Genomic DNA, 26,021 nt, shown 5'->3' with positions numbered 1-26,021 from the left:
AATCTTTCCCAACTGGAAGGCCGTCGGATCCTATGCCGTCAAAGCTCCAGGTCAACTGAGATCCGATCAGTGGTTGTCTATCGGTCGATTCGATGAGGTACACCCCTTCGCAGGCGCATCGCAGCGAGGTGGCGGTAGTCCGACGCGCACGTGCCCGCGATGCCCCGCGCGCACAGTCTTCAACGCATCGGACGCTTCCTAAACGCCTCGCGGCCCGGCAGAGATCATCGTCACTGCCACACCCATATAGCCAGCCCCACCCCTAACCCGGTAGCCAGCCGGCTGCTACGAACTCCCCGCAGTTCGTAGCGTCGAACTATGAGCAGAGCACCCCCGCGTGCAGGTCGAGAAACCCGCCGATGAAGCCGGACTCATCGATACGAACTCGCCTCACCTGCCCGTTGCAGAATGCACCAAAAGAAGGACTCACCTTGTCTGGAATCACCTCAGTTCGCCGCATCGTCGCCCGCTCGGCGGTCGCCGTCATCGCCGGCGCAGCCTGTTGCCTCGCCCTCACGGCCGCCAGCCTCCCCGGCGGCGTGAGCGCTGACCGTGGCGGGGTCAAGTCGATCATCAACGGCTCCCAGCCCACCGAGAAGTACCCGTTCATGGCCAGCATCCCGATCGAGGCTCCGCTCGCCGGCCTCAAGGACGGCAACTGCGGCGCAGCGCTGATCGACGCGGAATGGGTCGTGACCGCTGCACACTGCCTCGACGGGGAGATCGGATCGTTCGCCGAAGGGACCGTCCGCATCGGAAGCGAAAAGCGCACCTCCGGCGGAACCGTCCGCGACATCGCTCAGGTGTTCATGTCGCCGGACTACGCGCAGGGCCAGCCCAACCAGAACGACATCGCGCTCGTCAGGCTCGACCGCCCGGTCAAGAACAAGCCGATCGCGATCGCCGAGGCCGCAGGCGCTCCGGGAACAGACACGCGCATCCTCGGCTTCGGCATCACCAAGACCAACGAAGATCCTTCGAAGTGGAAGATGTCGAAGAAGCTCCGTGAGCTCGACACCGTCCGCGGCGACGTCGCCGACTGCGGGCCCGGCTACGCGGGAGATACCCGCCTGTGCACACTCAGCGAGACCCCCGACGCGATGGCCTGCAACGGCGACTCGGGTGGGCCGCAGATTCAGCGCGGCAGCGGCGGCCGCTGGGAGCTGATCGGCGTCACCTCCGGGCCCGGCGTGCAGAGCCCCTCGTGCGAGAAGGGCCCCGGCCTGTACACCGATGTGACTGCTTTCGGCAGCTGGATCACCGAGACCATCGCCGCCAACAAGTAATCACGGAACGGCCGGCGAGGATGCTCTCGTCGGCCGTTCACGCCTTCCCGGATTCGGTCATGCTCGCGATGCCGTCGAGGATGCGGTCGAGGCCGAACCGCCATGCGTGCCGGGCGTCGTAGGCGGCGTTGTGCTCAGCGCCGGCCGCGCTGCCGATCGCGTCGGCGAGGGGGAAACGCTCCGGTGTCACATGCTCGGCAAGCGCGGGGCCGGCGACCTGCCACCACCCGGGATCCGGCGCCACGGCCGCCGCGAGGTCGGCGGCGGATGAGCGAGCGAACCCGATGATGAGGCTGAGGCTCGCATCGGTGTCGACCGCAGAGAGGCCCAGCGGCATGATCGCCGCGAGCTCTCGTTCGTACTTGCCAATGACGCCCGGGCCGAGCGGCGGCGTCTCGGCGCGGATCGTGCCGAGCCAGGGATGGGCGAGATGCAGATCCAGGTTGTCGTGCGCGAGGCGGTCGAGCCGCGCGCGCCAATCCGGGTCGTCATAGTCGCCGTGGCGCATCGCCGCGGTGACTTGATCCGCCATGAGCGCGATCAGCGCGGACTTGTCGGGGACGTACGAGTAGAGCGACATCGCCGAACTCCCCAGCGCCGTCGCCACGCCGCGCATCGAGACGGCATCCGCCCCCTCGGCATCCGCGAGTTCGATCGCGGCCGAAACCAGTCTGTCGACCGTGAACCGGGGCTTCGGCCCTCGTCTCGGCGACGCCGTGCGCTCATGCCGCCAGAGCAGGGCGATCAAGCCGGGAATATCTTCGGTCATGTTCTCATTGTACCTAATTACGTACAGCGTACGTAATATATGAGAGGATGCTTCCCATGAACATCACCGAATCCGCAATCTCCCTCAACGTCGCCGACCCGGAGGCGTCCGGCGCCTTCCTGACCGAGCACTTCGGCTTCGAGATCGCCATGGCGGCCGACGGTTTCGTCTCGCTGCGGCGCGACGACGCCGGGTTCAACGTCATCTATCTGCGCACCGGGCTTGCGACCTTCAAGCCCGAGACGCACGCCGCCGCTGCGGGCGCCGGCCTGCTCGTCGTGTTCGTCGTCGACGACATCGACGCGGAGTGGGAGCGCCTGCAGAACCTCGTGCCCGTCGCGACCCCTATCGAGACGGAGCCGTGGGGCGAGCGCTACTTCCAGGTGCTCGACCCGAACGGCGTGCTGATCCAGCTCGTGCAGTGGGTCTGAGTCGGATGGCGTGACCCAACCGGCAGAACCCGATGCGGGGTCTCGGCAGCAGCCGGGGCCCCGCGTCTTCGTTTCGCTGTCTACTGGACGCCCGTCGGTGTGCCCAGGTACTGTGCGGAAGCAACGACTCTGAAGGCGGGTTCATGAGCATTGCATTCCTGATCACCACTCTCGTGGTCGTCGCCACTCCCGGCACCGGCGCCGTCTATTCGATCGCCGCGGGTCTCTCGCGCGGCACGAAGGCGGGCATCGTCGCTGCATTCGGTTGCACGCTCGGAGTAATCCCGCACATGATCGCCGCGATCACGGGTCTCGCCGCGATCCTGAACGCATCCGCCGTCGCATTCGAGACCATCAAATGGCTCGGCGTCGCGTACCTGCTGTTCCTCGCCTGGCAGACGCTGCGCGACAAGTCGGCGATCCAGGTCGACGAGGATGCTGCTCCGGTCTCGTTCTGGCGAGTCATCCGCACCGCTGTGCTCATCAACCTGCTGAACCCGAAGCTGACGATCTTCTTCTTCGCGTTCCTGCCCCAGTTCGTGCCGGCCGGTGCCGCGAACGGAACCTGGCAGATGGTCGGACTCAGCCTCGTGTTCATGGCGCTCACCTTCATCGTGTTCGCCATCTACGGAGTGTTCGCCGCGACGATGCGCGCCCAGGTCATCAGCCGCCCCAAGGTGATGACGTGGCTTCGTCGCACCTTCGCCGCGACCTACGTTCTTCTTGCGGGCCGCCTTGCGATCGAGAGCCGCTGACCGCGCACGCTCTCCTAGGCTCGAGACATGAGCGATGACGTCCGCAATGTAGAGACCGCCCTGTCCACGATCTCCGAGCACTGGCAGCCGCACCGCCTCACCAGCGTCAACGACTACGACGTCAAGGTGGTGAAACTGCAGGGAGAGTTCGTCTGGCACGCCCACCCCGACACCGACGAACTGTTCATGGTGATCCGCGGCGAGCTGACGATCCAGCTCCGTGATCGCGACGTCGTGCTCGGCCCGAACGACATCTTCGTCGTTCCGAAGGGCGTCGAGCACTGTCCGAAGGCGGCCGAAGAGGTGCACGCGATCCTGTTCGAGCCGAAGGGCACCGTCAACACCGGCGATGTCGGCGGCGACATGACGGCGCAGCTCCGCGAGTTCGACGAAGACGGGTCGGAAATGCCGTGACATACAATCGCGGAAACGACGGGCGCTAGGCCGGAATCCGGCCCGAGTGCTGAGGGAGGGGTCACGATGATCGGCAAGATGTTCAGCGGGATGTTTGACAAGTTGTTCGACTCGGTCAACAAGGACAGCGGTCTGATGGAGCAGCTCAGGCCCGACCTGAGTCGGGACTCGCTCGGCGTCGGGCCCGACTTCCCGGGCGTCACCCCGAATCCCGTCATGAGCAGCGATGCCCGCGCGCGCAATGCCGAACTGCGCGCGGGGACGCTTGCGCTCGGTGTTCTCGTCGACTGGCGAGAGGTCAACAGCAACCCGCGCCTGGTCCTGATGCTCGACGTCGAGACCGCCGACGGCCTCTCATTCCGCGGTATCGCAGACGAAGCCTTCACGATCACCGAGCTCACCCGACTCGCTCCGGGGCAGACGATGCCCGTGCGCTATCGGCCGGCCGTCATGGACCACTACGTCGCCCTTGCCCGCGACGCGGATCCGGCCGAGGTGCAGTTGCTCGCCGACAGGATCGCGAGCCGCAAGCGGGCCTGACCCGAAGCGCGGTGATACGGACCTCGGCGCAGGCATCCGCCCGGTTCTAGAGTGGTGCCATGAACCGTGCAGCGACGCTCGAATGGACGCAGGTCGACCTGGCCCGTCGCAGCGAGGTGACGGCGCAGCGGGTGACTGCGATCCTCGTGGCGCTGTTGGGTATCGGCGGGTTCGCACTGACTGTCCGGATGATCTTCGACTGGTGGGGGGTCGTGCTGGTGTTGCTCGGCTGCCTGATCATCGTGGCGCTCGGCGTCGGTCTCTGGCTCAACGCAGACGTCAACGCCGTGGCGGCCGCGAAGCTCAAAGAGGTCGGAACCACGGTCTCGTTGCCCGTGGTCGCGGCGTACGAGACGACCGATGAGAGCATCCGCTACCAACTTCAACTGCGGGTGCCGTCTGATGAGTTCGTCACGCACGCCTGCGGCCAGCCCGGGTGCGTCGCCGCCGCGCGCACCGCCCCGGACTCGTCGGTGCCCGTGCTGCTGAACGAGTCGACGAAGACCTGGGGAGTCATTCACGGCTCGCTCGAGCCGTGAATCACTTCGACAGATCAGCACCCTCCGCCGCCCCCACGATCCGCGCCGCCATCCCCGCGAAGATGAACCCGTGGAACGGCAGTACCGCGAGCCAGTAGAGGCGGCCGCCCAACCCGCGCGGAAAGAAGACCGCGCGCTGCTCATACCGAGCGCCGCCACCGTCGGGCACCGCACGCAGCTCGAGCCACGCTGATCCGGGCACCTTCATCTCGGCGCGCAGCCGCAGCAGCCCGCCGCGTCGCTCTTCGGCCGTCGGCCCGGTTCCCGGAACCTCCACGGCTTCGACGCGCCAGAAGTCGATTGCATCGCCGACCCGCGCCATCGCCCGGCTGCGGCGTCCGCGCTGCAATCCGACCCCGCCGACGAGCCGGTCCATCCAGCCACGCACCGCCCACAGCAGCGGCGATGAGTACCAGCCGTTCTCGCCGCCGATCCCGACGATCACCCGCCACAGATCCTCAACGGATGCCTCCGTCTTCACCGACCGCACATCGGTGAAGACCGTGCGCCCTGCCCAGTCCGGATCGCTCGGCAGCGGGTCGCTCGGAGCGCCGGACACTTCGGAATCCTGCCAGCTCGTCTCCACACTGTCGGCGCCCACGCGTCCGAGCGCGAGCGACACCGCCCGACGGTAGGGGGTGAGGCCCCCGGAAGGCGGCGGGATCAACTCGTCGACGGCGCGATCCTTCACGACGCACTCGTTCTGCAGCGACGCGACGAGCGGGCGCGCGATCGATCGCGGCACCGGCGTCACCAGGTTCACCCAGTGCGATGCGAGCCCCGGCGTCAGCACGGGCAGTGCGGCGATGGCGCGCTGGGGGAGCCCGGCCTCGACCGCATAGCCGTTCATCATCTGGCCGTAGCGCAGCACGTCGGGCCCACCGATGTCGACGGCGCGATTCACCTCGGGATCGACACGGGCGGCGCCGAGCAGATAGTGCAGCACGTCGCGCACGGCGATCGGCTGGATGCGGTTGCGCACCCACTTCGGCGCCGGCATGTACGGCAGCACATCGGTGAGGTGCCGGATCATCTCGAACGACGCCGACCCAGACCCGATCACGACGCCGGCCTGGAGCACGAGCGTCGGCACTCCCGACTCGAGGAAGATCTCGCCCACGCGCACGCGTGACTGCAGGTGCGGCGACAGCTTCACGTCGTCGGGATGCAGGCCGCCGAGGTACACGATCCGGCCCACGCCCGCCTCGGCCGCCGCCGTCGCGATCGTATGCGCGGCGAGATCGTCAGCCTCCTCGAACCCCTTGCCGGCGCTCATCGAGTGGATCAGATAGAAGACGACGTCGACATCGGCCATGGCTGTCGCGACAGCATCCGCGTCGGCGGCCTCGCCTTCGACCACCTCGCACTCGGCGCCCCACGGGAATGACGCCACGCGCGCCGCGTCTCGTGCCAGTACGCGCACGCGGTATCCGGCAGCCAGCAGGCGGGGCGTGAGCCGCCCGCCGATGTAGCCGGTCGCTCCCAGCACGAGTGCGCGCGGAGCGGATCCGTCTGGTCGGGGTGCAGCGCGAAGGGCGGGTTCGTGGCCGGTGGGCTGTGTGAGCTCGGTCATGCCCCGAGCGTATGAGGGATCTTCTCCCGCGCCAGGTCCCTTGCGGATAGGCGTGCTTGCGGGTACGGAGCCGCAACCCGGTGCAACTTGATGGTTGCAATAAGAAGGATGTTGTGCAACTCTGGAGTTGCAGATGGCCGACCGGCCGTCAAACACTCGCACGTAACGCTCGAAAGGATCCATCATGGTGAACATGACTGAAAACGAGGCATCCGTCGTCGATGAGAGCACCTTCTCGGTGCGCCGGACGATCCGCATCGCCGCCACCCCCGACAAGGTGTGGCAGGCCGTGACCGAGCCGGAGTACATCTCTCGCTGGTTCGGCCAGGCCGTGCTCGACGGTGCCGGCGTCGGCGCCACCGGAACGCTGACGTTCCCCGAGTACGGTTCGATCCCGCTGCGGATCGAGGCCCGCGAAGAGCCGAACCTCATCGCCTACCGCTGGGGCAACGACGATGCACTCGGCGGCCCGACCGCCGACCTCGAGGGCGGCTCGACCGTCTTCACCTTCACGCTCGAAGCGGTCGAGGGCGGCACGCAGCTCACCGTCGTCGAGACCGGCTTCGACCGCACCTCCGACCCGATCGCGAACCTCGAGAGCCACCGCACCGGATGGGACGAAGAGCTCGACAAGCTCGTCGCCCTGCTCGAAGGTGCCTCGTGACCACAGGCACCCTGGTTCCGATGTTCGCGGCACTCGGCGACGAGACCCGGTGGAGCATCCTGGCGGCGCTCGGCGAGGGGGATGCTTCGGCATCCGCCCTTGCCGGGCGCCTCCCGGTCACCCGCCAGGCCATCGCGAAGCACCTCGCAGTGCTGCAGGAAGTCGGTCTGGTCGAGCCCGTTCGCGTCGGCCGGGAGGTGCGGTTCCGGGTGATCGGCGCTGAACTCAGCGCCACCGCGCAGCGGCTCGACATGATCGGCCGCGACTGGGACCGCCGTCTCGCCGTGATCAAGGAGATCGCGGAAGGGCTGTAGTTTTCGGCGCAGGACGGGGCGGGGCTCTCGAGCTCGATCCTGGAACTACTCTCATCGGTTTCCGAGAACCGCGTAATGAACGCGATCCATCAGTGTCTCTCTCAGTGCAGGGGATTGTCCCCCGCCTGGTCATCCATACCCTGAGCCGGGGTTGATGATCGGGCGCCGCGATTGCGGTGTTGACGCAGGGACGCGTGTTTTCACACGTGTCCCTTTTTGTTGTTCTCTGGGGAGAATTTGATGTCTGAGTACATCGCGCCGCACTCGCGCGCGCGCACTTTCATGCACTGGTTGGCCGGAATCCTGGTCGCTTTGCTCGCTGTTGGCGGCCTCAGCACCCCGGCGTTTGCCGCGGGTGGCAAGGTCACCGTGATCCCGGTCGAATCCGGTAGCAGTCACAATGGCTCGCCCGTCCTCACCGAGGGAGGGACCTACGCGTTCCAGGTGGGCTACGGCAGCATGGATGACGGTGCCGTGGCCACCATCACGCTTCCGGAGGGGATCACGATCCCCGACGCCGCGCTGGTCGTGTCGGGCGGCAACACCGCCGTCGAATCACTCGTGGTCAACGATGCGGGTCAGCTCATCGTCACCTTCAAGGACCCGTTCCCCACCGATGTGAACCAGGGCGTCCTCGACCTGAGCTTCACCGTCGACGAGGTGGAGAACTCCGAGGTGCGCGACCTGGTCTGGAACGTGGATGGCGAAACCACCACTCAGCGCGTCATCGTGACCGAGCCGGGCAACACCCCGCAGGAGACCGGCACCTGGTCGAACAAGACGGTCGGCTGGGCCTCTATCCCGCACACGGTCGTCAACGGCGAGGTCGTCATCGACCCGAGCGTGCTCGACATCGAACTCGCCTACACAGTCACCGTGTCGAGCAAGGATGCCCGCGACGTCACCGTCAGCGACACACTCGGCGCGAACCTCGCGTTCGTCGACGGCTCGCTCACCGGCACCAAGGTCGTGCGCGATGCCGACGATCTCAACCCGGTCGGTACCGCCCTCGACGGCCTCCCGGTGATCTCGGGCACGAGCTTCACTCACTCGTTCGCAGCCGAGGCGAACTCTGTCTACGTCTTCACCTACAAGGCCACTATCGCGGATGCCGCGGCACTCGACGATGTGCGCGCCCAGCTGCAGCAGGCCTACGACGGCGTCGACAAGGTCAACGGCGGAGGCTACTCCGTCTCGCTCACCAACCAGGTCGACGTCAACGGCCAGGATCACTCGACGACCACGACGATCCGGGGCAACGTTCAGGGGCAGCAGCGCCCGGGCACCGGAACCGCGTTCGGCAAGAGCGTCGACCCGTCATCCGTGGCGCTCGACAAGCCCCTCGCAGCCGGGGCCACCCTCGGTGAGGGCATCGCGGTCACCTACACGCTTCGCGCCGACCTGACCGTCTTCGCCGACTTCGCCGACGGCCCGTTCGCGCTGTCGCGCAACGTCGTCATCCTTGACGCGCTGCCGGCCGAGGCATCCTGGAACACCGACGCCGAGAACTTCCTCGTCGTCACCGACCAGAACGGCGACGAGATCACCCTGACTCCGGCAGACGGACTCTCCGGCGACATCAGGACCACGATCGCCGCAGACGAGTACGTGCACACCTACGTCATCGATGGGCAGAACCTGTTCATCAACGTCGGCCAGGATGTCACCAAGACGTACACGCTGAAGGCCGAAGCGACCATCGACTCGCTGCCGCAGAACGTCAGCCACGAGTCGCAGTACGAGACCCAGTACCGCGTCGACAACAGTGCCTTCTTCGAGTACGCCGACGGGCGGTACGAGTGGAAGGGTGCATCCACGACGATCACCGCCCCCAAAGACACCACAGGGGGCGTCGACGACCCGCAGCGGTTCGACAAGTCCACCGCAGGCGGCGCCATCACGGTGACGAGCGGCACGTCCACCACCGTCCCGTACACGTTCACGATCGGGCGGGATGTCGGAGACGCGGCGTCCTCGCGCATCATCGACGTCGTCGACCACTCCGTCTTCGATGTGACCGAGGAGACGCTGCCGGCGATCCGGGCATCCATCACCGGGATGTACGAGTGGAACTACCCGCTCGACGGCGACACCTTCGACCTGTCGCTCGATGCCGACGGCAATCTCGTGATCGCCCCGAATGCGGCGTTCCCGAAGGATGCCGCGTGGGGCACCTCTGCTGCAGAGCCTCTGACGGGCACATGGACGATCACGCTCAAGCTGCCGACGCGCGTGCTGCAGGGCAAGCAGACCATCGAGATCGCCAATACCGCGCGCTACGAGGGCGAGGGGCAGGAGATCGTCTACACATCGAGCTCCAGCACGAAGGCCACCAGCTTCGGTAACGAGATGGAGGTCCGCAAGCGCGTCTACGACGCCGCGAACGACGCCTTCACCGGAAACCTGCGGGTCAAGACGGATGCGGAGGGAAACCTCGCACAGAGCGAGTTCGTCTACCGCGTCGAGCTGATGCCGCACGGCACGTTCACCAACATGGTCGAAGACGTCGTCGACTTCCTGCCTGCGGGTGTGGAGTTCGTCGGATTCGTCGCACCGGGTGACATCGCATCCGGCCAGACCGTCGACGGCACGAGCTACACGGTCCCCGGCTCGGCCATCACGGCCGTCTATGACGCGGATGCGGACACCGTCACCGTCGAGAAGGGTCGACTGGTCAGCGGTGAGACGCTCGCGGTCTACTTCAAGGTTCGACTCGTCGACTACAAGGCGAACGTCGGTATCACCAACATGATCGGCGCCGTCGGTGCCACGATCACTCCGACCAACGACTACCCGCTGAGCCTGCTCAAGCGCGACAGCACGGATGCCACCAAGCTGATCACCGACTCCGGCGCGCGGTTCTCCGTGTTGGCGGACGACCAGCAGTCCGTGGTGCTGAGTGACCTGCGCGTCGTCGACGGCAAGATCGTGACCGCCGAGGGGAAGACGCCGGTCGTCGCCGAGACCGGAACCTACTGGCTGCGCGAGGATGTCGCTCCGACCGGCTACGAGAAGACCGACCAGTTGAGCCCCATCACGGTCGAGGTGAGCGGAGCGTCCGAGGACGTCGTGCTCTTCAACACCCCGGGCGAGACCGTTGAACCGGACAAGACGTATGCCATCGGCGACGTCGTCTGGATCGACGCGGACAAGGACGGCCGGCAGGATGATTCCGAGCAGGTGCTGCCAGGTGTCACGGTCGAGCTGATCAAGGACGGCGAGGTCATCGCGACCACGACGACCGACGATCGCGGCCGCTACGTGTTCGACGAGCTGCCTGCAGGTGAGTACGAGGTCACGTTCACGCTGACCGAGACGCAGCAGAAGGTCTACGTCTTCACGCAGCAGGATGCCGGCTCGGACGACGCGATCGATTCGGACGCCGACCCGTCGACCGGAATCACTCAGACGATCGTGCTCGGGGAGGACAACATCCACCTCACGCACGACTACGAATGGTTCGACATCCGCGCGACCGAGGGCATCGATCCCACGTGGGATGCAGGTGTGATCGTTCGCGAGCCGGTGAAGCCGGTTGACCCGGTCGACCCGGTGGTGCCCGTTGACCCGGCTCATCCTGGCACTCCGGGTGTGAATGAGCTGCCGCAGACCGGTGGCGCGCTTCCGCTCGGCATTGCAGGGGTCGCGCTGCTTCTGATGCTGTCTGGCGCCGCGATGTTCGCCTGGCGCCGCCGCACCGCCTAGCAACCGCACCGAGAGGGCGCGGGTCGGATTCGCTCCGACCCGCGCCCTTTCGCGTACTTCGGCCTGAAATGCAGAATGACAATTTAAGCCTTGTGGTCTTGATCAAAATGTGAAGAACAATGCGAGCAGGAGTGTGCACATTTCTGTATGATTTGTCCCGTGGCCTCGCAACGCAGGATACTCATCGCACACCGATGAGTACACTTGCCCCCTCCCTCGCGCCCGCAACGACCGTCGCCGTCCTCGGCGCCGGTCGCCTCGGCGGCGTACTCGCTCGGGCTCTCCGCGCGGCGGGCATCGAGGTGCACGGGCCGATCCGGCGCACGGAGTCGATCCCCGACGTCGACATCGCCCTGCTCTGTGTTCCAGACTCGGCGATCGCTGACGCCGCTCTCGCGGCGCGGCCGCACGCCCGTCTCATCGGCCATGTCTCCGGAGCGACGCCGCTCGACGACGTGGACTTCAGCCTGCACCCGCTGCAGACCTTCACCGGCGCCGAGACGCCGGATGTGTTCCGCGGCATCGGCTGCGCTGTCGACGGGCGCACCGAGGACGCGCTCGCCGCGGCCATCGCGCTTGCAGAGATGCTCGGCGCCCGTCCGGTCCGTGTCGAGGACAGCGGACGTGCGGGCTACCACGCCTCCGCGTCTCTCGCCTCGAACCTCGTGCTCGCCGTGCTCGACGCCGCCGAGCAGGTTGCGAACGCATCCGGCATCCCGGCGAGCGACGCCAGGATGCTGCTCGCTCCGCTCGTCCGCCGCACCGTCGAGAACTGGGTCGATGCCGGCGCAGCGACGGCCCTCACCGGCCCGATCGCCCGGGGCGACGAGGCGACCGTGGATCGCCAACGCGCCGCCATCGCCGAGACGCAGCCCGAGTTGCTCGCGCTGTTCGACGAACTGTGTGACCGCACTCGCGTCATCGCCGCCAGCCGAGACGACGTCGCCGTCCGTGAAGAGGAGCACCGGGCATGAGGATCATCCGCACGATCGCCGAGATACGCGACGCCGTCCGCGCCGCGCGCGACACCGGCGCATCCGTCGGGCTGGTGCCGACCATGGGCGCGTTCCACGAGGGGCACCTCTCGCTCATGCGGCGTGCGCGCGAAGCATCCGACCTCGTTGTCGTCTCGCTCTTCGTGAACCCGACCCAGTTCGGTGCCAACGAAGACCTCGGCGCCTACCCGCGCGACGAAGCAGGCGACGCCGCTCTCGCTGAGGCGGAGGGCGCCGACATCCTCTTCGCTCCTGCCGTCGAAGAGGTCTATCCCGACGGCTTCGCCACGACGATCCACGTCGCGGGCCTCACCGAGGTGCTCGACGGCGCCAGCCGTGGAACGCACCACTTCGACGGTGTCGCCACGGTCGTCACGAAGCTGTTCGGCATCGTGCGGCCCGACGTCGCCTACTTCGGGCAGAAGGATGCGCAGCAGGTGCTCGTCGTGCGTCGTGTCGTGCGTGACCTCGACCTCGACGTGCGCATCGAAGCGTGCCCGATCGTGCGGGAAGCCGACGGGCTCGCCATGAGCTCGCGCAACGTCTACCTCGACCCGGCCTCGCGGCAGCAGGCGGCTGCACTGAATCGGGCGCTCGATGCGGCATCCGCTCTGCACCAGCACGGCGAGCGCGACAGCGAGCCGATTCTGGATGCCGCCCGCCGTGTGCTCGCAGACGCCGGCATCACCGCCGAGTACCTCGAGCTGCGAGACGCCGACGATCTGCACGAGATCACCCGCGTCGAGAACGACGCTCTGCTCGCCGTCGCCGCCCGTGTCGGCGCCGCTCGACTGATCGACAACCACATCCTGAGAGGGGACGCCTGATGCGTCGCGTCATGCTGAAGTCGAAGATCCACCGCGCCACGATCACCGGCAGCGACCTGAACTACGTCGGCTCGATCACGATCGACCCCGACCTGCTCGAGGCCGCCGACATCCTCGAGCACGAGCAGGTCCATGTGCTCGACGTCGACAACGGTGCCCGCTTCGAGACGTACACGATCGCCGGCGCGCGCGGCTCGGGCGTGATGCAGGTCAACGGTGCCGCGGCCCGGCTCGTGCACTCCGGCGACACGATCATCGTCGTCTCCTACGGCGACTACTCGCCGGAAGATCTCGAGACCTATGAGCCCGTCGTCGTGCACGTGGACCGCGGCAACGCGATCATCCAGGTCGACGCCGCGGTCGATCAGCTCCTGACGGCCGGCCGGGCATGAGCGCCCACGCCGCTCCCAAGAAGCGCATCACCCTCGGCGACCTCGCGGCGAAGAAGGCCGCGGGCGAGCCGATCGTGATGGTCACTGCCTACGACTACCCGAGTGCGCAGATCGTCGATGCCGCCGGCGTCGACGTCGTGCTCGTCGGCGACTCGGCCGCGATGACCGTACTCGGATACGACAGCACCGTGCCGGTCACGGTCGACGAGATGATCATGCTGACCGCCGCGGTGCGGCGCGGCTTGCAGGCGCCGTTGCTCATCGCGGATCTTCCCTTCGGGTCGTACGAGGCCTCTGATGCCATCGCCGTCGCGACAGCCCAGCGCTTCGTCAAGGAGACCGGGTGCGACCTGGTGAAGATCGAGCGCGGCGGCACCTCGGTCGATCGGGCCAGGGCGATCGTCGCCGCCGGCATCCCCGTCGTCGGACACGTCGGCCTGACGCCGCAGACCGCCACCTCGCTCGGCGGCTATCGCGCACAGGGCCGCACCGCCGAGGAGGCGCTGCGCCTGCGAGACAGCGCCGTCGCGCTGCAGGAAGCCGGATGCTCCGCGATCGTCCTCGAGGCGATTCCGAGTGACGTGACCGCGGCGATCATGCCGCTCATGGAGATCCCGGTGATCGGGATCGGCGCCGGTGCCGCCACCGACGGCCAGGTGCTCGTGTTCCACGACCTGCTTGGCATCTACGACGGCGGAGCGGCTCGCTTTGTAAAGCGATATGCCGACCTGCGCACCGCCGCGATCGCCGGCGTCGAGCAGTACGCCGCAGAGGTGCGCGAGGGTGTGTACCCGGCACCGGAGCACGGGTACGGGATGCCGGCGGCCGAGGCCGAACGGCTGCAGGACCTGTTGGCGGGGCGGTAGTCGGCAGCATCCGTGCGCCGGCCGAGCCGTGCGCCTGGCTCGGCCTTGTGCGCTTGCCTCGGCCGTATTCCCGGATTCTGGCCGAGGGAGGCGTACTTCTCCGAGGCAGGCGCACGCGGCCGTGTGACCTCCCCTCCCGATCGACCGCGGAGATTCAAAGCCCACCCCCAGGCTGAGCGATATATCGTTGAGTATCGTTCGAACCACTCACGGGAGGTCACCATGAACAACTCATTCCCCTCGAACCCGTTCGGCGGGTCCGGATTCGGCGGCGCCGGCGGTCCGGCATCCGCTCTCTTCGAAGCCATGGATCAGCTGCGGAAGACATTCGATCAGCGGCCAGGCGGCGGCTCCCGCATGGCGCGCGGCGACGTGCGCACAGCCGTGCTCACGCTTCTCGCCGAGAAGCCGATGCACGGCTACCAGATCATCAACGAGATCGCCGAGCGCAGCGGTGGATCGTGGAAGCCCAGCGCCGGCTCGGTCTACCCGACGCTGCAGCTGCTCGCTGATGAGGGACTCATCGAGGCGGAGGAGCAGAACGGTCGCAAGACCTACTCGCTCACCGAAGCCGGCCGCGCGGTCGCGGATGAGTCGAGCGACACCCCGGCACCCTGGGTGTCGTCGGCGGAGAAGGACGGCGGTCGCGACAGCGCGCGCTTCAGCGCACTGCCCAAGGCCGGTGTCGATCTCGCCGCTGCCGCCGCGCAGATCGGCCGAAGCGGAAGCCCGGAGCAGGTGCAGCAGGCCATCGAGGTGCTCGACGAGGCTCGCCGTAGGCTGTACTCGATCCTCGCTCAGGACTGATCGGGGTGGCGGAGTCAGGTTCCCGCGTTGAGGACCGGCGAGCAGGGGGTGGGTCGATGACGGATGCCGCAGGTATGCCCGAGCCTTCCCAGTCGCTGAGCGAGCAGGTCCCCGGCGGCCGGGACGACGCCCGGCTTCCGGCGGGGGAGGCGCATCCGGCCCCCGCGGCCGCCGATCCGCCTCGTTCGATTCCCGGTATGCCGGCGCCTCGCCGCTCTGCCGCCGGCTCGCTGCCACCGGCATCCGCCCACCGCGCCCGCTACCGCCGCATCCTCTCATTCGCGGCCCGCGAGTTCATCAAGATCTGGTGGTTCGAGCTCGTGCTGCCGCGCTTCGGCCTGAGCTCGGTGTCGGAGCGCACCCGCCCGGCGCGGATGCAGCGCTTTGCGCGGCGCTTCCACACGCTCGCCGTGAGTCTCGGCGGCCTGATGATCAAGGTCGGGCAGTTCATGTCCTCCCGGCTCGATGTGCTCCCGCCGGAGATCACCGCCGAGCTCGAGGGTCTGCAGGACGAGGTGCCCGCGGTGCCGTTCGCGGCCATCAAGCAGCTCGCTGAGGCCGAGCTGGGCGTGCCGCTGGAGCGTGCCTACGCCTGGTTCGATGAGGTGCCGGTCGCTGCGGCATCCCTCGGTCAGGTGCACCGCGCCCGGCTCTCCGCCCTCGACGCCGCCGACACCGGGCTCGGGAATGTCGTCGTAAAGGTGCAGCGGCCCGGCATCGACGAGATCGTCGCGGTCGACCTCGCGGCGCTCCGCCGGGTGGCCGGCTGGCTGCGGCGGGTGCGCATCGTCGCCGACCGGGTCGACGCCCCCGCCCTCGTCGAGGAGTTCGCGCAGACGAGCCGCGAAGAGATCGACTACCTGCACGAGGCGGCCAACGCCGAGCGGTTCGCCGCGAACTTCGCCGACGATCCGCGAGTCGACACTCCCCAGCTCGTCTGGGAGCGGATCACCCGCCGGGTGCTCACGCTGTCGGATGTCACGGCGATCAAGATCAACGACAAGACGGCACTGCGTGCGGCCGGCATCGACCCGTCCGAGGTGGCCGACGTGTTCGCCGAGGTCATGTTCGATCAGGTGTTCACGCACAGCTTCGTGCACGCCGATCCGCACCCGGGGAACATCTTCGTGACACCGGTCCCCGAGGCCACCCCGGGCGTCCAGAACTTCCGTCTGACGTTCATCGATTTCGGCATGATGGCCGAGGTCGCACCGAACCTGCGCGACGGCCTGCGCACCCTTCTCATCGCGGTCGCTGGACGCGACAGCAAGGGGCTCGTCGTAGCCGCCCGCGAGATCGGCGTGCTGCTGCCGTCGGCCGACACGGTCGAGCTTGAGCGCGCCCTCACCGCCTTGTTCGCGCGCTTCGGCGGCATGGGATTCGCCGAGCTGAGCAAGGTGGATCCGCGTGAGTTCAGCGACTTCGCCGACGAGTTCGGCGACATGGTGCGCTCGCTCCCGCTGCAGCTTCCGGAGAACATGCTGCTGCTCATCCGTGCGGTGTCGCTGACGTCGGGCATGTGCAGTGGCCTCAATCCGGCGTTCAACGTCTGGGATGCGGCCGAGCCGTACGCCGGGCGACTGCTGCGCGACGAGAGCGGCAACCTGGCCATGACGCTCGCGCAACAGGCGATGGAGACCGTCGCCGTCACGATGCGCCTCCCGAAGCGGATCGACGATGTCATCACGCGCATCGACGACGGCACGGTCACGTTCGACACGTCGCGGCTCGAACGACGGCTGGATTCGCTCGTGCGCATCGGGCGTCGTGCTGTCGCGGCCGTGCTCTTCGCCGGGATGCTGGTCGGTGGCGGAGTCCTGCTCACACCGAATCCCGTTCTCGGTACGGTGCTCATCGCGGCCTCCGCAGTGCCGCTGCTGTACGCGATGTTCGCCGGCATCGGGCGGCGCTGAGGGGCGGATGCTCGCGTCGGCAGTCATCCGCTTCCCATGGGAGCAATCCGCTCGCGTAGTCTGACCGGACGGTTGACGGATGAGAGGCCTCCATGGAACTCCGAGATCTTCTGGACGCGCTGAACGCGGGTGAGTCCATCCTGGGCGATTCGCCTCTGCATGCGGTGATGCTCCAGACGAGTCAGAATGCGATGCGCATCACGGGTGAGCTGAACAGCGGCTACCACGAGCCCGCTCGGGTGCGCGAACTGCTTTCCGAGCTGACGGGGCGCCCGGTCGACGAGACAGTCACCGTGTTCCCGCCGTTCACGGCCGACTTCGGCAAGAACATCGCCTTCGGCAGGCGCATCTTCATCAATGCGGGCTGCACCTTCCAGGATCAGGGCGGCGTGACGATCGGTGATGACTCCCTGATCGGCCACAACGTCGTCATCGCCACGCTCAACCACGACCTCGCGCCGAACAGACGTGGCGACATGCATCCGCATCCGGTGGTGATCGGCCGCAATGTCTGGGTCGGCTCCAATGCCACGATCCTGCCGGGCGTGACGATCGGCGATGACGCGGTCATCGGAGCGGCATCCGTCGTGACCAAGGACGTTCCCGCCGGGTCGATCGCCGTCGGGTCGCCGGCCCGGGTGGTGCGCTCGGTTACAGAGTGACGCGAATCGGGCGGATGCTCGCGGCGTGAGATGACGATCGGTCGCCTGCGCGCCACATTCCGTTCATTCACGCCCGGTATCTCTATCCCTCGGCCCGAACGTCCGCGGCCCTGCTCATCGGAGATCGCCGTGATTCCACAGTCCCACCCGCCCCGCTCACGAACGATCGCCTCCGCGGCCGTCGCACTCGGTGTCGTCGCCGCGCTCGCCCTCGCCGTTCCCGCGCACGCCGAGGAGCAGCCCTCCGACGACGGCTTCTACAGCAGCAAGCAGCCCTACATCGCTCCGACGCAGGCCGACATCGATGCCTATCAGGCCGCTCCCGCCGGGTACGCGCCGATCGCCACGGAATCCGTCGCGCGGCACGGATCGCGCGGACTCTCGGGCTACAAGTACGACGCGCTCCTGCACCTCGTCGCTGCGACCGCGCAGGCGGAGAACGGGTTCCTCACGCCCGAGATCGGCGCACAGTTCGTCGCAAACCTCGATGCCATCACCGCCGCGAACGTCGAGAACGGCTACGGCATGCTGACCGGCCAGGGGGAGACTCAGCACCAGGGCATCGGTTCGCGTGCCTTCGAGCGCAACACGGGCCTCTTCACGGACGCCGCTGCCGGCGGCGATCGCATCATCGCGGAGACCTCGGGCGAAGCGCGGGCGACCGAGTCGGGCGAGAACTTCCTGCTCGGCTTCGGCGACGCGGTGACGGATGCCGGAGCATCCGCCCCTGACCTCGCCGTGCCGCTGGAACCGCGCCCCGACCTGCTCTACTTCCACAAGGTCGAGAACCCCGACGGCACGGACAAGGCGGAGGGCAGCCCCGAGCGCGAGCGCGCGGAGGCGTACGAGGCGTACATCGAAGCCCAGACCGATGACGGCGGCACCATCGCCGCTGCGACGGACTACATCGAAGACCTGCCGCGCTCGGTGGAGGTCGCCGAAGACCTGCTGTCCGGAATCTTCACGCCCGAGTTCATCACCGCGATCGGCACGGATGATGCGCACATCTGGTTCAACACCGTGGATGGCACAGAACACGGTGCCGTCGCCTGCGCACCCGGCGCGGACCCGGCGGCCGACCCCGACGCCTGCGGCGACCCGGAGAAGTCGATCGAGAGCACCGTCGACGCGGCGATGACGCTGTACAACCTGTACATCATCGCCGTCGACATGGCCGAGGAGAACGTCGAGCCCCACACTTTCGACTTCAACGCCTACTTCGAGGGCCACGAGGCGGATGCCGAATGGTTCGCCTATCTCCTCGACTCCGAGGACTTCTACGAGAAGGGTCCGAGCCTCGCCGGCCACACCGAGACCTTCGCCATCGCCCAGCCGCTGCTCGACGACTTCTTCGCGATGATCGACGCGCGCGTCGCAGGTGGCGACGTGGCCGCGACCTTCCGCTTCGCACATGCCGAGACGATCGTTCCCTTCGCTGCCCTGCTGGGGCTGCCCGGCTCGACCGTCGCCGCGCCCGACAATGCCGCACCGGCTTCCGCCGCCGACATCTACGACTACGCGACGAACCCGTGGCGCGGTGCCGAGGTGACGCCGATGGGAGCGAACGTGCAGTGGGATGTCGTGGCCCGCGAGGGTATCGATCCGGCGACGGGGACCGCCTTCACCCCGCTCGTGCGGATGCTCTACAACGAGCGCGAGATCGCTTTCGCCGAGGGCTGCCGTCCGGTCGCCGACGGCTCGCACTGGGTCAAGCTCACCGAGCTCAAGCGCTGCCTCACGGGGGCGGCGATGGCCGAGAGCCCGCTGATCGGGGACACGACTCCGATCGATGACACCGTGCCGGGGTCGGAGCTCGCCGCGACGGGTGTCGAAATGGATGCGTTCACCGGGGGGATCGGTGTGCTTCTGCTCACCGCCGGTGCCGCTGCGCTGGTGGTCGCGCGCCGGAAAGTGGCTCGGGCGTAGCCGGGATCATCGGAGACACACGCTGGGCCGGTCGAGAACGACCGGGCCCAGCGTGTTCTGCGGTGAGCCGTTGGCTCAGTCCAGGCCGCTCATGAGCCGATCGCGTGAGCGTTCGATGTGCGTCCGCATCGACGTGGACGCTTTCTTGGTGTCGCCCGCAATGATGGCCGCGACCACGGCGGAATGCTCCGCGACGGTGTCGGCGACGTACGACCCGGTGTAGGCGAGACGGAACGTGTGCAGGTGGCAGTGCGTGCGCGAATACGCCTGCCGGACGGTCTCGTTGTGCGCCGCGCGGAACACGAGATCGTGCAGGCGGACGTCGTGCTGGGATAGCAGGCGGTACGCGTCATCCTCATCGATGGCGATGCGCCCCGCCTCGACTTCCTGCTCGAGGCCTTCGGCTTCGGCAGCGGAGCGTCGTGCGGCGGCACTGGCTGCGGTCTCGGGCTCGAGCAGCAGACGCAACTCGAAGAGCTCGCCGAGTTGCTGTCTATCCAAGAGGTCCGTTGTCCGATATCCGCGCAGCGGGAGCTTCTCCACGAGTCCATCCGACTCGAGTCGGGCGAGGGCTTCGCGCACGGGCGTGGGGGAGACGTCGAATCGTCGAGCGAGCTCTCCGGCGTTGATGCGCGCATCCGGCGGGACCGTGCCGTCGAGGATCGATTGCTGCAGCGCGAAATACACCTCGTCGCCCAGCATGGTCCGGGCTCCCACGCTGAAGGCGGGTAATTGATCCAGCGCAGACATCCGACCTCCTGCTTGACAAAGTGGCGACTCTCCCCGCATCCTATCCTTTGAAAGATCAAATACGATCTTTTACATTTAATTCTTCCCTGGAGGCTCAAAGATGCGCACCACACAGCACCTGCGGCTCGGCGCCGCCGTCGCGGCGGCCGCGGCACTCACTCTCGCTCTCGCGGCCTGCACCCCGCAGAATTCCGACTCGTCCGCTGGCGGCGGAGACGGCGCGAGCGACATGGCAGACGTTCGCGTCGCCCTGGTCCCGGGTGGCGCGCACCCGTACTTCCAGCCATGGATCGCGGCCGGCGAGAAGGCCGCAGAGGACTTCGGCCTGGGCGAGGTCACCTTCAACGAGACGGCGGAGTGGGACCAGACGAAGCAGAACGACGTCATCAACTCGCTCGTCGCCAACGGCTACAACGCGTTCGGGATCTTCGGTGTCTCGCCCACTGACATCAACTCCACCTTCAAGAAGCTGGCAGATGCAGGCATCGCGGTCGGCTCGATCGCCTCGTGTCCTGCCGGCGACGAGAACCTTGCTGCATTCTGTCTGTCGACGGACACCGAGGAAGCCGCCTACCAGGCGGCGGTCGCCGCCATCGAGGCGATCGGCGGCTCGGGTGCGATCGTGCACATGACCGGAAACAACGTCGATTCCAACACTCAGCGGCGCATCGCCGGTGTCGAACGCGCCATCGAAGAGACCGACGGCGCGGTGACGCTCCTGCAGAACATCACCGACGTCGACACCGACCTCGCGACGGCGCAGAAGGCGGCATCCGACCTCCTCGCCGCCAGCGGCTCCAAGATCAACGCGATCGTCACGACCGCGTACAACCCCGCTGTGGCGAGCGCCGAGGCGATCTCGGAATCCGGCCTCGACATCCAGCTCGTCGCGATCGACGATGACGCCACGATTCTCGACGGCATCCGCGACGGCTCGATCTACGGAACAGTCGCGCAGAACCCCACCGGACAGGCATATGTCGGCAGTTGGGTCCTCGCCCAGCTCGCGAGCGGAGCCTGTGAGATGGCAGACCCCGGCGTCGTGGTGGACTCCGGATCGTTCGTCGTCACGAAGGACAACGTGGAGACCTACGGTGACGAGCAGAAGGCGTTCGCCGACAAGGTGCAGAAGAAGTTCGAAGACGAACTGCTCACCTGCAAGTGATCTGCTGACACAGACCTGGAGATACCGATGGCCAGCACAATCACCGATGCCCGCGCGTTCCTCGTCGACGTCGCCGTCGAGAACGAACGCACGGATGCGGTGCAGAGATTCGTCTCCCAAGAGACGATCTTCGTCGAACTCGCGACGAGCGACGGCCTGCACGGCCTCGGGTACTCCTACACGATCGGCACAGGAGGTCGCGCGGTGCTCTCGATGCTGCGCGACCACCTGCTGCCGATCCTTGTCGGCCAGGAGGCTGACCGCATCGAGGCCGTCTGGTATCGCTTGTTCGCCTCGACTCGCGCGACGACGACCGGAGCGATCACGTCGCTGGCGCTCGCGGCCGTCGACACGGCGCTGTGGGACATCGCCGCACGCCGCGCATCGTTGCCGCTGTGGCGCCTGGCAGGAGGGTTCCGTCAGGACATCCCGCTCTACGACACCGAGGGCGGATGGTTGCACCTCGGCGTCGACGAGCTCGTGGAGGGGGCGCTCGCCTCGCAGCGCGCCGGGCTCAAGGGTGTCAAGGTGAAGATCGGCAAGCCGAACGGCCAGGAGGATCGCGAGCGCCTCATCGCCGTGCGGGAGGCCGTCGGATCGCATTTCGACATCATGGTCGACGCCAACCAGTCGATGACGAGCGCCGAGGCGATCCGTCGCGCCCGACTCTTCGATGGTCTCGACCTCGGGTGGATCGAAGAGCCGCTGCCGGCCGATGACATCGAGGGTCATGCACGGCTCGCGGCCGCGACGTCCACGCCGATCGCGGTCGGCGAGTCCATGTACTCGATCGCGCAGTTCCGCGAGTACCTCGATCGAGGAGCCGCCGGCATCGTCCAGGTCGACGTGGCGCGCATCGGTGGCATCACGCCCTGGCTCAAGGTGGCGCACCTCGCCGAGGCGTTCAACGTGCACGTCTGCCCGCACTTCCTCATGGAGCTGCACGTGAGCCTGGTGGCCGCGATCCCGAACGGCCGCTACGTCGAACACATCCCGCAGCTGCGTGCGATCACCAGGACCGGCATGACCATCGAAGACGGTCGGGCGCTGGCACCGGAGGTCGTCGGCCTCGGCATCGACTGGGACCGTAACGCGATGGATGACAGGACTGTGCTCTGATGTCGCGTCTCCGCGCCGCCGTCCGCGCCGAGTTGCGCTCGCCGCGTGCGCTGCTGCTGGTGCTCATCGTGGTGCTCTTCGTCGCCTTCGCCTCGCTGAAGCCCGCCTTCCTCAACGGCCCGTTCGTCATCGCGCCTCTTCTCACATCGATCGCGATCTTCACCGTGGTGGGGCTCTCACAGATGGTCGTGCTCTCCGTCGGACACATGAACCTGGCGGTGGGCCAGCTGGCGGGGGTCGGAGCGCTGGTCGCCGGTGCGTGCCTGGAGAACCTGGGGATGCCGCTGCTCGCAGGCCTGGCCGTCGGGGCGCTGGCGAGCACTGTGCTCGGAGGTCTCGCCGGATGGATCATCGCCAAGACTGGCGTGAACTCCTTCATCGTGACGCTCGCGATGAGCTTCACACTGCTCGGGCTGATCCCCACCTTGTATGAGCGTTGGAGCACCGGACAGGCCTTCACCACGCTCCCCGACGCCTTCCAGGCGGTCGGTCGCGGGACGTTCGCCGACGTCTGCCTTCTCGGATACTGCGGATCCGAGGCCATTCCGCTCATGATCCTTCCTGCGCTGGTCTGCATGGCCGCGATCTGGTACTTCTACACCTGCACCCAGGGCGGTCGCGAGGTGCTGATGACCGGGAGCAGCCTGCGGGCGGCGGAGCTCTCCGGCGTGCCGACCGCGCGTCGGATGATCCTGGTCCATGCGCTCTCCGGCCTGCTGGCCGCGATCGCCGGCATCCTGCTCGCAGCCAGCACCGGCTCGTTCACCCCGGCGATCGGCGGGGAGTTCATGCTCTCCTCGTTCCTGGGGCCGATCCTCGGCGGTACGTTGCTCGCCGGCGGCCTGGTCTCGATCGTCGGAACAGCGCTCGGCATCACGCTCACCTCCGTCATCCGCAAGGGCCTCGAGCTTTACGGCGTCGGTCTTGAGACCCTCAATGTGCTTCTGGGCTGCATCCTGCTGGCCGCGCTCGCGACGGACCGACTGCGCCTGATCTTCGCCCGGCGTCGTCCATCCATGAAGAACGAATCGGTCGCGACGCTGGCCGTCGAACTGGACGAGGCGGAGGCCATCCGATGAAACGCGTCATCAGTGCGAACAACCTGCTGCTGGTCGGCATCGTCGTTGCGGGAGCCGTGATCCTCGGGATCGCGACCTCGGGCCAGTTCTTCGGCCCGGTGTCGATGACGAGCTTCTTCCGCTTCGTCAGCGTTCCGATCCTGATCGGACTGGCGCAGATGATCACGCTCTGCGTGGGTCAGCTCAATCTCGCCGTCGGCGCCATCGGCGGAGTGTCCGCGTGCGTGACCGGGGTCATCGTCACCTCGTGGGGCGTGCCCCCGTGGATCGGCGCCCTCGTCGCGGTGCTCGCCGGTGCGCTCCTCGGGCTGGCGAACGGCCTGATCGTGGTCGGAACCCGCATCAACGGCTTCATCGTCACTCTCGCCATGTCGCAGATCCTGATCGGATTGCAGTACGCCCTCGTGGGCACCCGCACCATCGGACGTGACGCCTGGCCGGAGCTCGCCGCGTTCGGTCGCTCCGACATCCTGGGCATCCCGACGATCTTCCTCCTCACCCTTCTCGTCGCGGTCATCGTGGCCCTGTACTTCGCGCAGACCGTGTCGGGGCGCACTCTGCTCGCGAGCGGCGGCAACGCCTCTGCGGCGCAGCTCGCGGGGATATCGGCCGACCGCGCTGTCGTCGTCGCCCACACCCTGTCCGGCCTTCTGTGCGGCGTCGCTGCGCTGGTCAGCATCTCGTTCCTGCCCGGTGTCAACACCACCGTCGGCGGCGACTGGCTGCTGCCGAGCTTCGCGGCCCCCATCATCGGCGGGGTCGCGCTGGCGGGCGGCACGGTCGCCGTGCTCGGCACCGTGCTGGCGGCGATGGTCGTCCGGCTCGTGGATGCCGCGAGCCCGATCTTCCGCTTCGATGCCGAGGTCGTCAACTTCGTCGTCGGAGCAGTCGTCCTCGGCACGGTCGCGCTCGGCAAGCTGCGCGAGGTGCAGGCGTCACGGCACGCCAGCCGGATCAGATCGTTGCGCGCTGAGGCGGCGCTGGCGGAAACCCCTTTCGCGGAGGTGAAGCGATGAGCATCGCACTGGAGATCAAGAACCTGCGTAAGACGTTCCCCGGCGTCACGGCGCTCGCCGATGCGAATCTCGTCGTCGAGGCCGGTTCGGTGCACGCGTTGATGGGGGAGAACGGCGCCGGGAAGTCCACGCTCATCAAGATCGTCACGGGCGTGCAGGGCGCCGACTCCGGGGAGCTTCTCCTCGGCGGGGAGCCGGTGTCGTTCGCGAATCCGCTCGAAGCCCTGTCTGCTGGCATCGGCGTGGTGCACCAGGAGCGCAACGTCGTGCGGGAATTCACCGTCGGAGAGAACATCGCGCTCTCCGCGATGCCGCGTCGAGGCGGAATCGTCGACTGGCGCCGGGTCTGGCGAGAGGCGAAGCGCTGCCTGGACATGCTCGACCTCGAAATCGATCCGCGCACGCCGATGCGAGAGCTCTCCGCGGCGCAGATCCAACTCGTCGAGATCGCCCGTGGGCTCTATCGCAGCGCGAAGGTGCTTCTGCTCGACGAACCGACGGCGTCGCTCAGCAATGACGAGGCGGAACGCCTCTACCGCGTCGTCGGACAGCTCAGTTCCGAGGGCACCGCGATCGTGCTCGTGAGCCACAAACTCGACGAGGTGTTCGCGCATTGCGACGCGATCACCGTGCTCCGCGACGGAAGCACGGTGATGCCGTCGCAGCCGATCGCCACGACATCCCACGACGATGTCGTGGCGAAGATGGTCGGTCGCACGCTCGCGAACCTCGAGGTCGACGCGCGCCCGGTGGACCGTACTGCGACCCCCGCGCTCGAGCTCCTCGAGGTGAGCACGGCCGCCGGGCACCGCAAGATCTCGCTCGCCGTACATCCCGGCGAGGTGCTCGGCATGTACGGACTCGTCGGCGCCGGACGCACCGAACTCGCCCGCGCCATCCTCGGCCTCGACCGGGTCACCGGCGGCGAGGTGCGCGTGGAGGGCAAGGCGGTGCGGATCCGCTCGGTGCGCGATGCGCTCCGGCGCTTCCGCATCGGGTACGTCACCGAGAACCGCAAGGAGGAGGGCGTCTTCCTCCTGCAGTCCATCACCCGCAACATCGCGGTCACGATCTGGTCCGATCTCTCGAAAGTTCTCGGATTCGTGTCCGGACGTCGGGAGCGCGAGGCCGTGAGCGACTATGTGGATGCTCTCGACATCAAGATCTCGTCACAGGATCAGCTCGCCGGTCAGCTGTCCGGGGGCAATCAGCAGAAGGTGTCGCTCGCGAAGTGGCTCGCCGCCCGCACACGCGTCCTCATCGTCGACGAGCCGACGGTCGGCATCGACGTGCGCACGAAACGGGCGTTCTACGAGCTGTTGTGGCGTCTCGCAGACGACGGGATGGCCATCCTGCTGATCTCGAGCGACCTCGCCGAGATGGTCACGCTCGCCGACCGGATCGTCGTCATGGATCAGTTCATCGTCCGCGGCGCCGTGGAGAACACGCACGACTACTCAACGATGAGCGCCGAGGTCATGGCGCACATCCACGGGTCTGCTGTCGCCCGATGA

25 protein-coding genes are annotated in these 26,021 nt (G+C 67.3%); 22 read left to right on the top strand and 3 right to left on the bottom strand.

All coding sequences use genetic code 11. From position 1 onward, the window contains the following. Window positions 1–431: 431 nt before the first annotated feature. A complete protein-coding gene (locus MRBLWO13_RS03650) occupies window positions 432–1,286 on the top strand; it encodes a serine protease (protein WP_341976434.1) in 855 nt (284 codons plus the stop codon). A 37-nt stretch (window positions 1,287–1,323) separates the two neighbouring features. Here the strand turns inward: MRBLWO13_RS03650 and MRBLWO13_RS03645 are convergent, their stop codons facing one another. Then, window positions 1,324–2,055 carry a TetR/AcrR family transcriptional regulator gene (locus tag MRBLWO13_RS03645; protein ID WP_341976433.1) on the bottom strand — a complete coding sequence of 244 codons (732 nt, stop codon included), beginning with the start codon at window positions 2,053–2,055 and terminating at the stop codon, window positions 1,324–1,326. Window positions 2,056–2,111: 56 nt separating this feature from the next. Here MRBLWO13_RS03645 and MRBLWO13_RS03640 point away from each other — a divergent pair, with 56 nt between their 5' ends. The 5 genes from MRBLWO13_RS03640 to MRBLWO13_RS03620 all read left to right on the top strand — a co-directional run bounded on the left by MRBLWO13_RS03640 (window position 2,112) and on the right by MRBLWO13_RS03620 (window position 4,734). Beyond that, window positions 2,112–2,486, top strand: a complete 375-nt coding sequence (locus MRBLWO13_RS03640; protein WP_341976432.1) for a VOC family protein — start codon at window positions 2,112–2,114, stop codon at window positions 2,484–2,486. 143 nt (window positions 2,487–2,629) lie between these two features. Beyond that, on the top strand, window positions 2,630–3,241 hold the full coding sequence (locus tag MRBLWO13_RS03635; protein ID WP_341976431.1) for a LysE family translocator: 612 nt from the start codon (window positions 2,630–2,632) through the stop codon (window positions 3,239–3,241). A 27-nt stretch (window positions 3,242–3,268) separates the two neighbouring features. Beyond that, window positions 3,269–3,655 carry a cupin domain-containing protein gene (locus MRBLWO13_RS03630; protein WP_341976430.1) on the top strand — a complete coding sequence of 129 codons (387 nt, stop codon included), beginning with the start codon at window positions 3,269–3,271 and terminating at the stop codon, window positions 3,653–3,655. Between the two features lie 90 nt (window positions 3,656–3,745). Next, window positions 3,746–4,195, top strand: coding sequence for a hypothetical protein (locus MRBLWO13_RS03625; RefSeq protein ID WP_341976429.1), 450 nt, complete (start codon window positions 3,746–3,748; stop codon window positions 4,193–4,195). A 59-nt stretch (window positions 4,196–4,254) separates the two neighbouring features. Continuing rightward, window positions 4,255–4,734, top strand: coding sequence for a hypothetical protein (locus MRBLWO13_RS03620; RefSeq protein WP_341976428.1), 480 nt, complete (start codon window positions 4,255–4,257; stop codon window positions 4,732–4,734). A 1-nt stretch (window position 4,735) separates the two neighbouring features. Here MRBLWO13_RS03620 and MRBLWO13_RS03615 read toward each other — a convergent pair whose 3' ends face one another. Beyond that, a complete protein-coding gene (locus MRBLWO13_RS03615) occupies window positions 4,736–6,307 on the bottom strand; it encodes an SDR family oxidoreductase (protein ID WP_341976427.1) in 1,572 nt (523 codons plus the stop codon). Between the two features lie 193 nt (window positions 6,308–6,500). Here MRBLWO13_RS03615 and MRBLWO13_RS03610 point away from each other — a divergent pair, with 193 nt between their 5' ends. The 11 genes from MRBLWO13_RS03610 to MRBLWO13_RS03560 all read left to right on the top strand — a co-directional run bounded on the left by MRBLWO13_RS03610 (window position 6,501) and on the right by MRBLWO13_RS03560 (window position 19,378). Next, window positions 6,501–6,971 (top strand): SRPBCC domain-containing protein, encoded by a 471-nt coding sequence (locus MRBLWO13_RS03610; protein ID WP_341976426.1) that lies wholly within the window; start codon window positions 6,501–6,503, stop codon window positions 6,969–6,971. Beyond that, window positions 6,968–7,285 (top strand): metalloregulator ArsR/SmtB family transcription factor, encoded by a 318-nt coding sequence (locus tag MRBLWO13_RS03605; protein ID WP_341976425.1) that lies wholly within the window; start codon window positions 6,968–6,970, stop codon window positions 7,283–7,285. The genes MRBLWO13_RS03610 and MRBLWO13_RS03605 overlap by 4 nt, the downstream gene beginning before the upstream one ends. 240 nt (window positions 7,286–7,525) lie before the next feature. Further along, on the top strand, window positions 7,526–10,990 hold the full coding sequence (locus tag MRBLWO13_RS03600; RefSeq protein ID WP_341976424.1) for an SdrD B-like domain-containing protein: 3,465 nt from the start codon (window positions 7,526–7,528) through the stop codon (window positions 10,988–10,990). A gap of 194 nt (window positions 10,991–11,184) precedes the next feature. Then, window positions 11,185–11,964: a Rossmann-like and DUF2520 domain-containing protein gene (locus tag MRBLWO13_RS03595; RefSeq protein ID WP_341976423.1), complete on the top strand. Its 780-nt coding sequence runs from the start codon at window positions 11,185–11,187 to the stop codon at window positions 11,962–11,964. Next, window positions 11,961–12,812 (top strand): pantoate--beta-alanine ligase, encoded by an 852-nt coding sequence (panC, locus tag MRBLWO13_RS03590; RefSeq protein ID WP_341976422.1) that lies wholly within the window; start codon window positions 11,961–11,963, stop codon window positions 12,810–12,812. Before MRBLWO13_RS03595 ends, panC begins: the two co-directional genes overlap by 4 nt. Beyond that, window positions 12,812–13,204 carry an aspartate 1-decarboxylase gene (panD, locus tag MRBLWO13_RS03585; protein ID WP_341976421.1) on the top strand — a complete coding sequence of 131 codons (393 nt, stop codon included), beginning with the start codon at window positions 12,812–12,814 and terminating at the stop codon, window positions 13,202–13,204. The genes panC and panD overlap by 1 nt, the downstream gene beginning before the upstream one ends. After that, window positions 13,201–14,070 carry a 3-methyl-2-oxobutanoate hydroxymethyltransferase gene (gene panB, locus MRBLWO13_RS03580; protein ID WP_341976420.1) on the top strand — a complete coding sequence of 290 codons (870 nt, stop codon included), beginning with the start codon at window positions 13,201–13,203 and terminating at the stop codon, window positions 14,068–14,070. Before panD ends, panB begins: the two co-directional genes overlap by 4 nt. Window positions 14,071–14,292: 222 nt before the next feature. Beyond that, a complete protein-coding gene (locus tag MRBLWO13_RS03575; protein WP_341976419.1) occupies window positions 14,293–14,877 on the top strand; it encodes a PadR family transcriptional regulator in 585 nt (194 codons plus the stop codon). Between the two features lie 197 nt (window positions 14,878–15,074). Then, complete coding sequence (locus MRBLWO13_RS03570; protein ID WP_341978270.1) at window positions 15,075–16,790, top strand: AarF/UbiB family protein; 1,716 nt, start codon at window positions 15,075–15,077, stop codon at window positions 16,788–16,790. A gap of 92 nt (window positions 16,791–16,882) precedes the next feature. After that, window positions 16,883–17,452 (top strand): sugar O-acetyltransferase, encoded by a 570-nt coding sequence (locus MRBLWO13_RS03565; protein WP_341976418.1) that lies wholly within the window; start codon window positions 16,883–16,885, stop codon window positions 17,450–17,452. A gap of 129 nt (window positions 17,453–17,581) precedes the next feature. Continuing rightward, window positions 17,582–19,378, top strand: a complete 1,797-nt coding sequence (locus MRBLWO13_RS03560) for a histidine acid phosphatase (protein WP_341976417.1) — start codon at window positions 17,582–17,584, stop codon at window positions 19,376–19,378. Between the two features lie 75 nt (window positions 19,379–19,453). On the opposite strand, the gene MRBLWO13_RS03555 is transcribed toward MRBLWO13_RS03560, so the two are convergent. Then, complete coding sequence (locus MRBLWO13_RS03555; RefSeq protein ID WP_341976416.1) at window positions 19,454–20,128, bottom strand: GntR family transcriptional regulator; 675 nt, start codon at window positions 20,126–20,128, stop codon at window positions 19,454–19,456. A gap of 100 nt (window positions 20,129–20,228) precedes the next feature. Between MRBLWO13_RS03555 and MRBLWO13_RS03550 the strand changes: the two genes are divergently transcribed. The 5 genes from MRBLWO13_RS03550 to MRBLWO13_RS03530 are packed head-to-tail and all read left to right on the top strand — an operon-like array spanning window position 20,229 to window position 26,021. Continuing rightward, a complete protein-coding gene (locus tag MRBLWO13_RS03550; RefSeq protein WP_341976415.1) occupies window positions 20,229–21,293 on the top strand; it encodes a substrate-binding domain-containing protein in 1,065 nt (354 codons plus the stop codon). Window positions 21,294–21,320: 27 nt separating this feature from the next. Further along, a complete protein-coding gene (locus MRBLWO13_RS03545; RefSeq protein ID WP_341976414.1) occupies window positions 21,321–22,412 on the top strand; it encodes a mandelate racemase/muconate lactonizing enzyme family protein in 1,092 nt (363 codons plus the stop codon). After that, window positions 22,412–23,491, top strand: a complete 1,080-nt coding sequence (locus tag MRBLWO13_RS03540) for an ABC transporter permease (protein WP_341976413.1) — start codon at window positions 22,412–22,414, stop codon at window positions 23,489–23,491. The genes MRBLWO13_RS03545 and MRBLWO13_RS03540 overlap by 1 nt, the downstream gene beginning before the upstream one ends. Next, a complete protein-coding gene (locus MRBLWO13_RS03535; protein WP_341976412.1) occupies window positions 23,488–24,507 on the top strand; it encodes an ABC transporter permease in 1,020 nt (339 codons plus the stop codon). Before MRBLWO13_RS03540 ends, MRBLWO13_RS03535 begins: the two co-directional genes overlap by 4 nt. After that, window positions 24,504–26,021 (top strand): sugar ABC transporter ATP-binding protein, encoded by a 1,518-nt coding sequence (locus MRBLWO13_RS03530; RefSeq protein ID WP_341976411.1) that lies wholly within the window; start codon window positions 24,504–24,506, stop codon window positions 26,019–26,021. Before MRBLWO13_RS03535 ends, MRBLWO13_RS03530 begins: the two co-directional genes overlap by 4 nt.

It is taken from the genome of Microbacterium sp. LWO13-1.2, assembly GCF_038397725.1.
Classification (GTDB): domain Bacteria; phylum Actinomycetota; class Actinomycetes; order Actinomycetales; family Microbacteriaceae; genus Microbacterium.
This window is presented reverse-complemented; position numbering and strand designations above follow the sequence as displayed.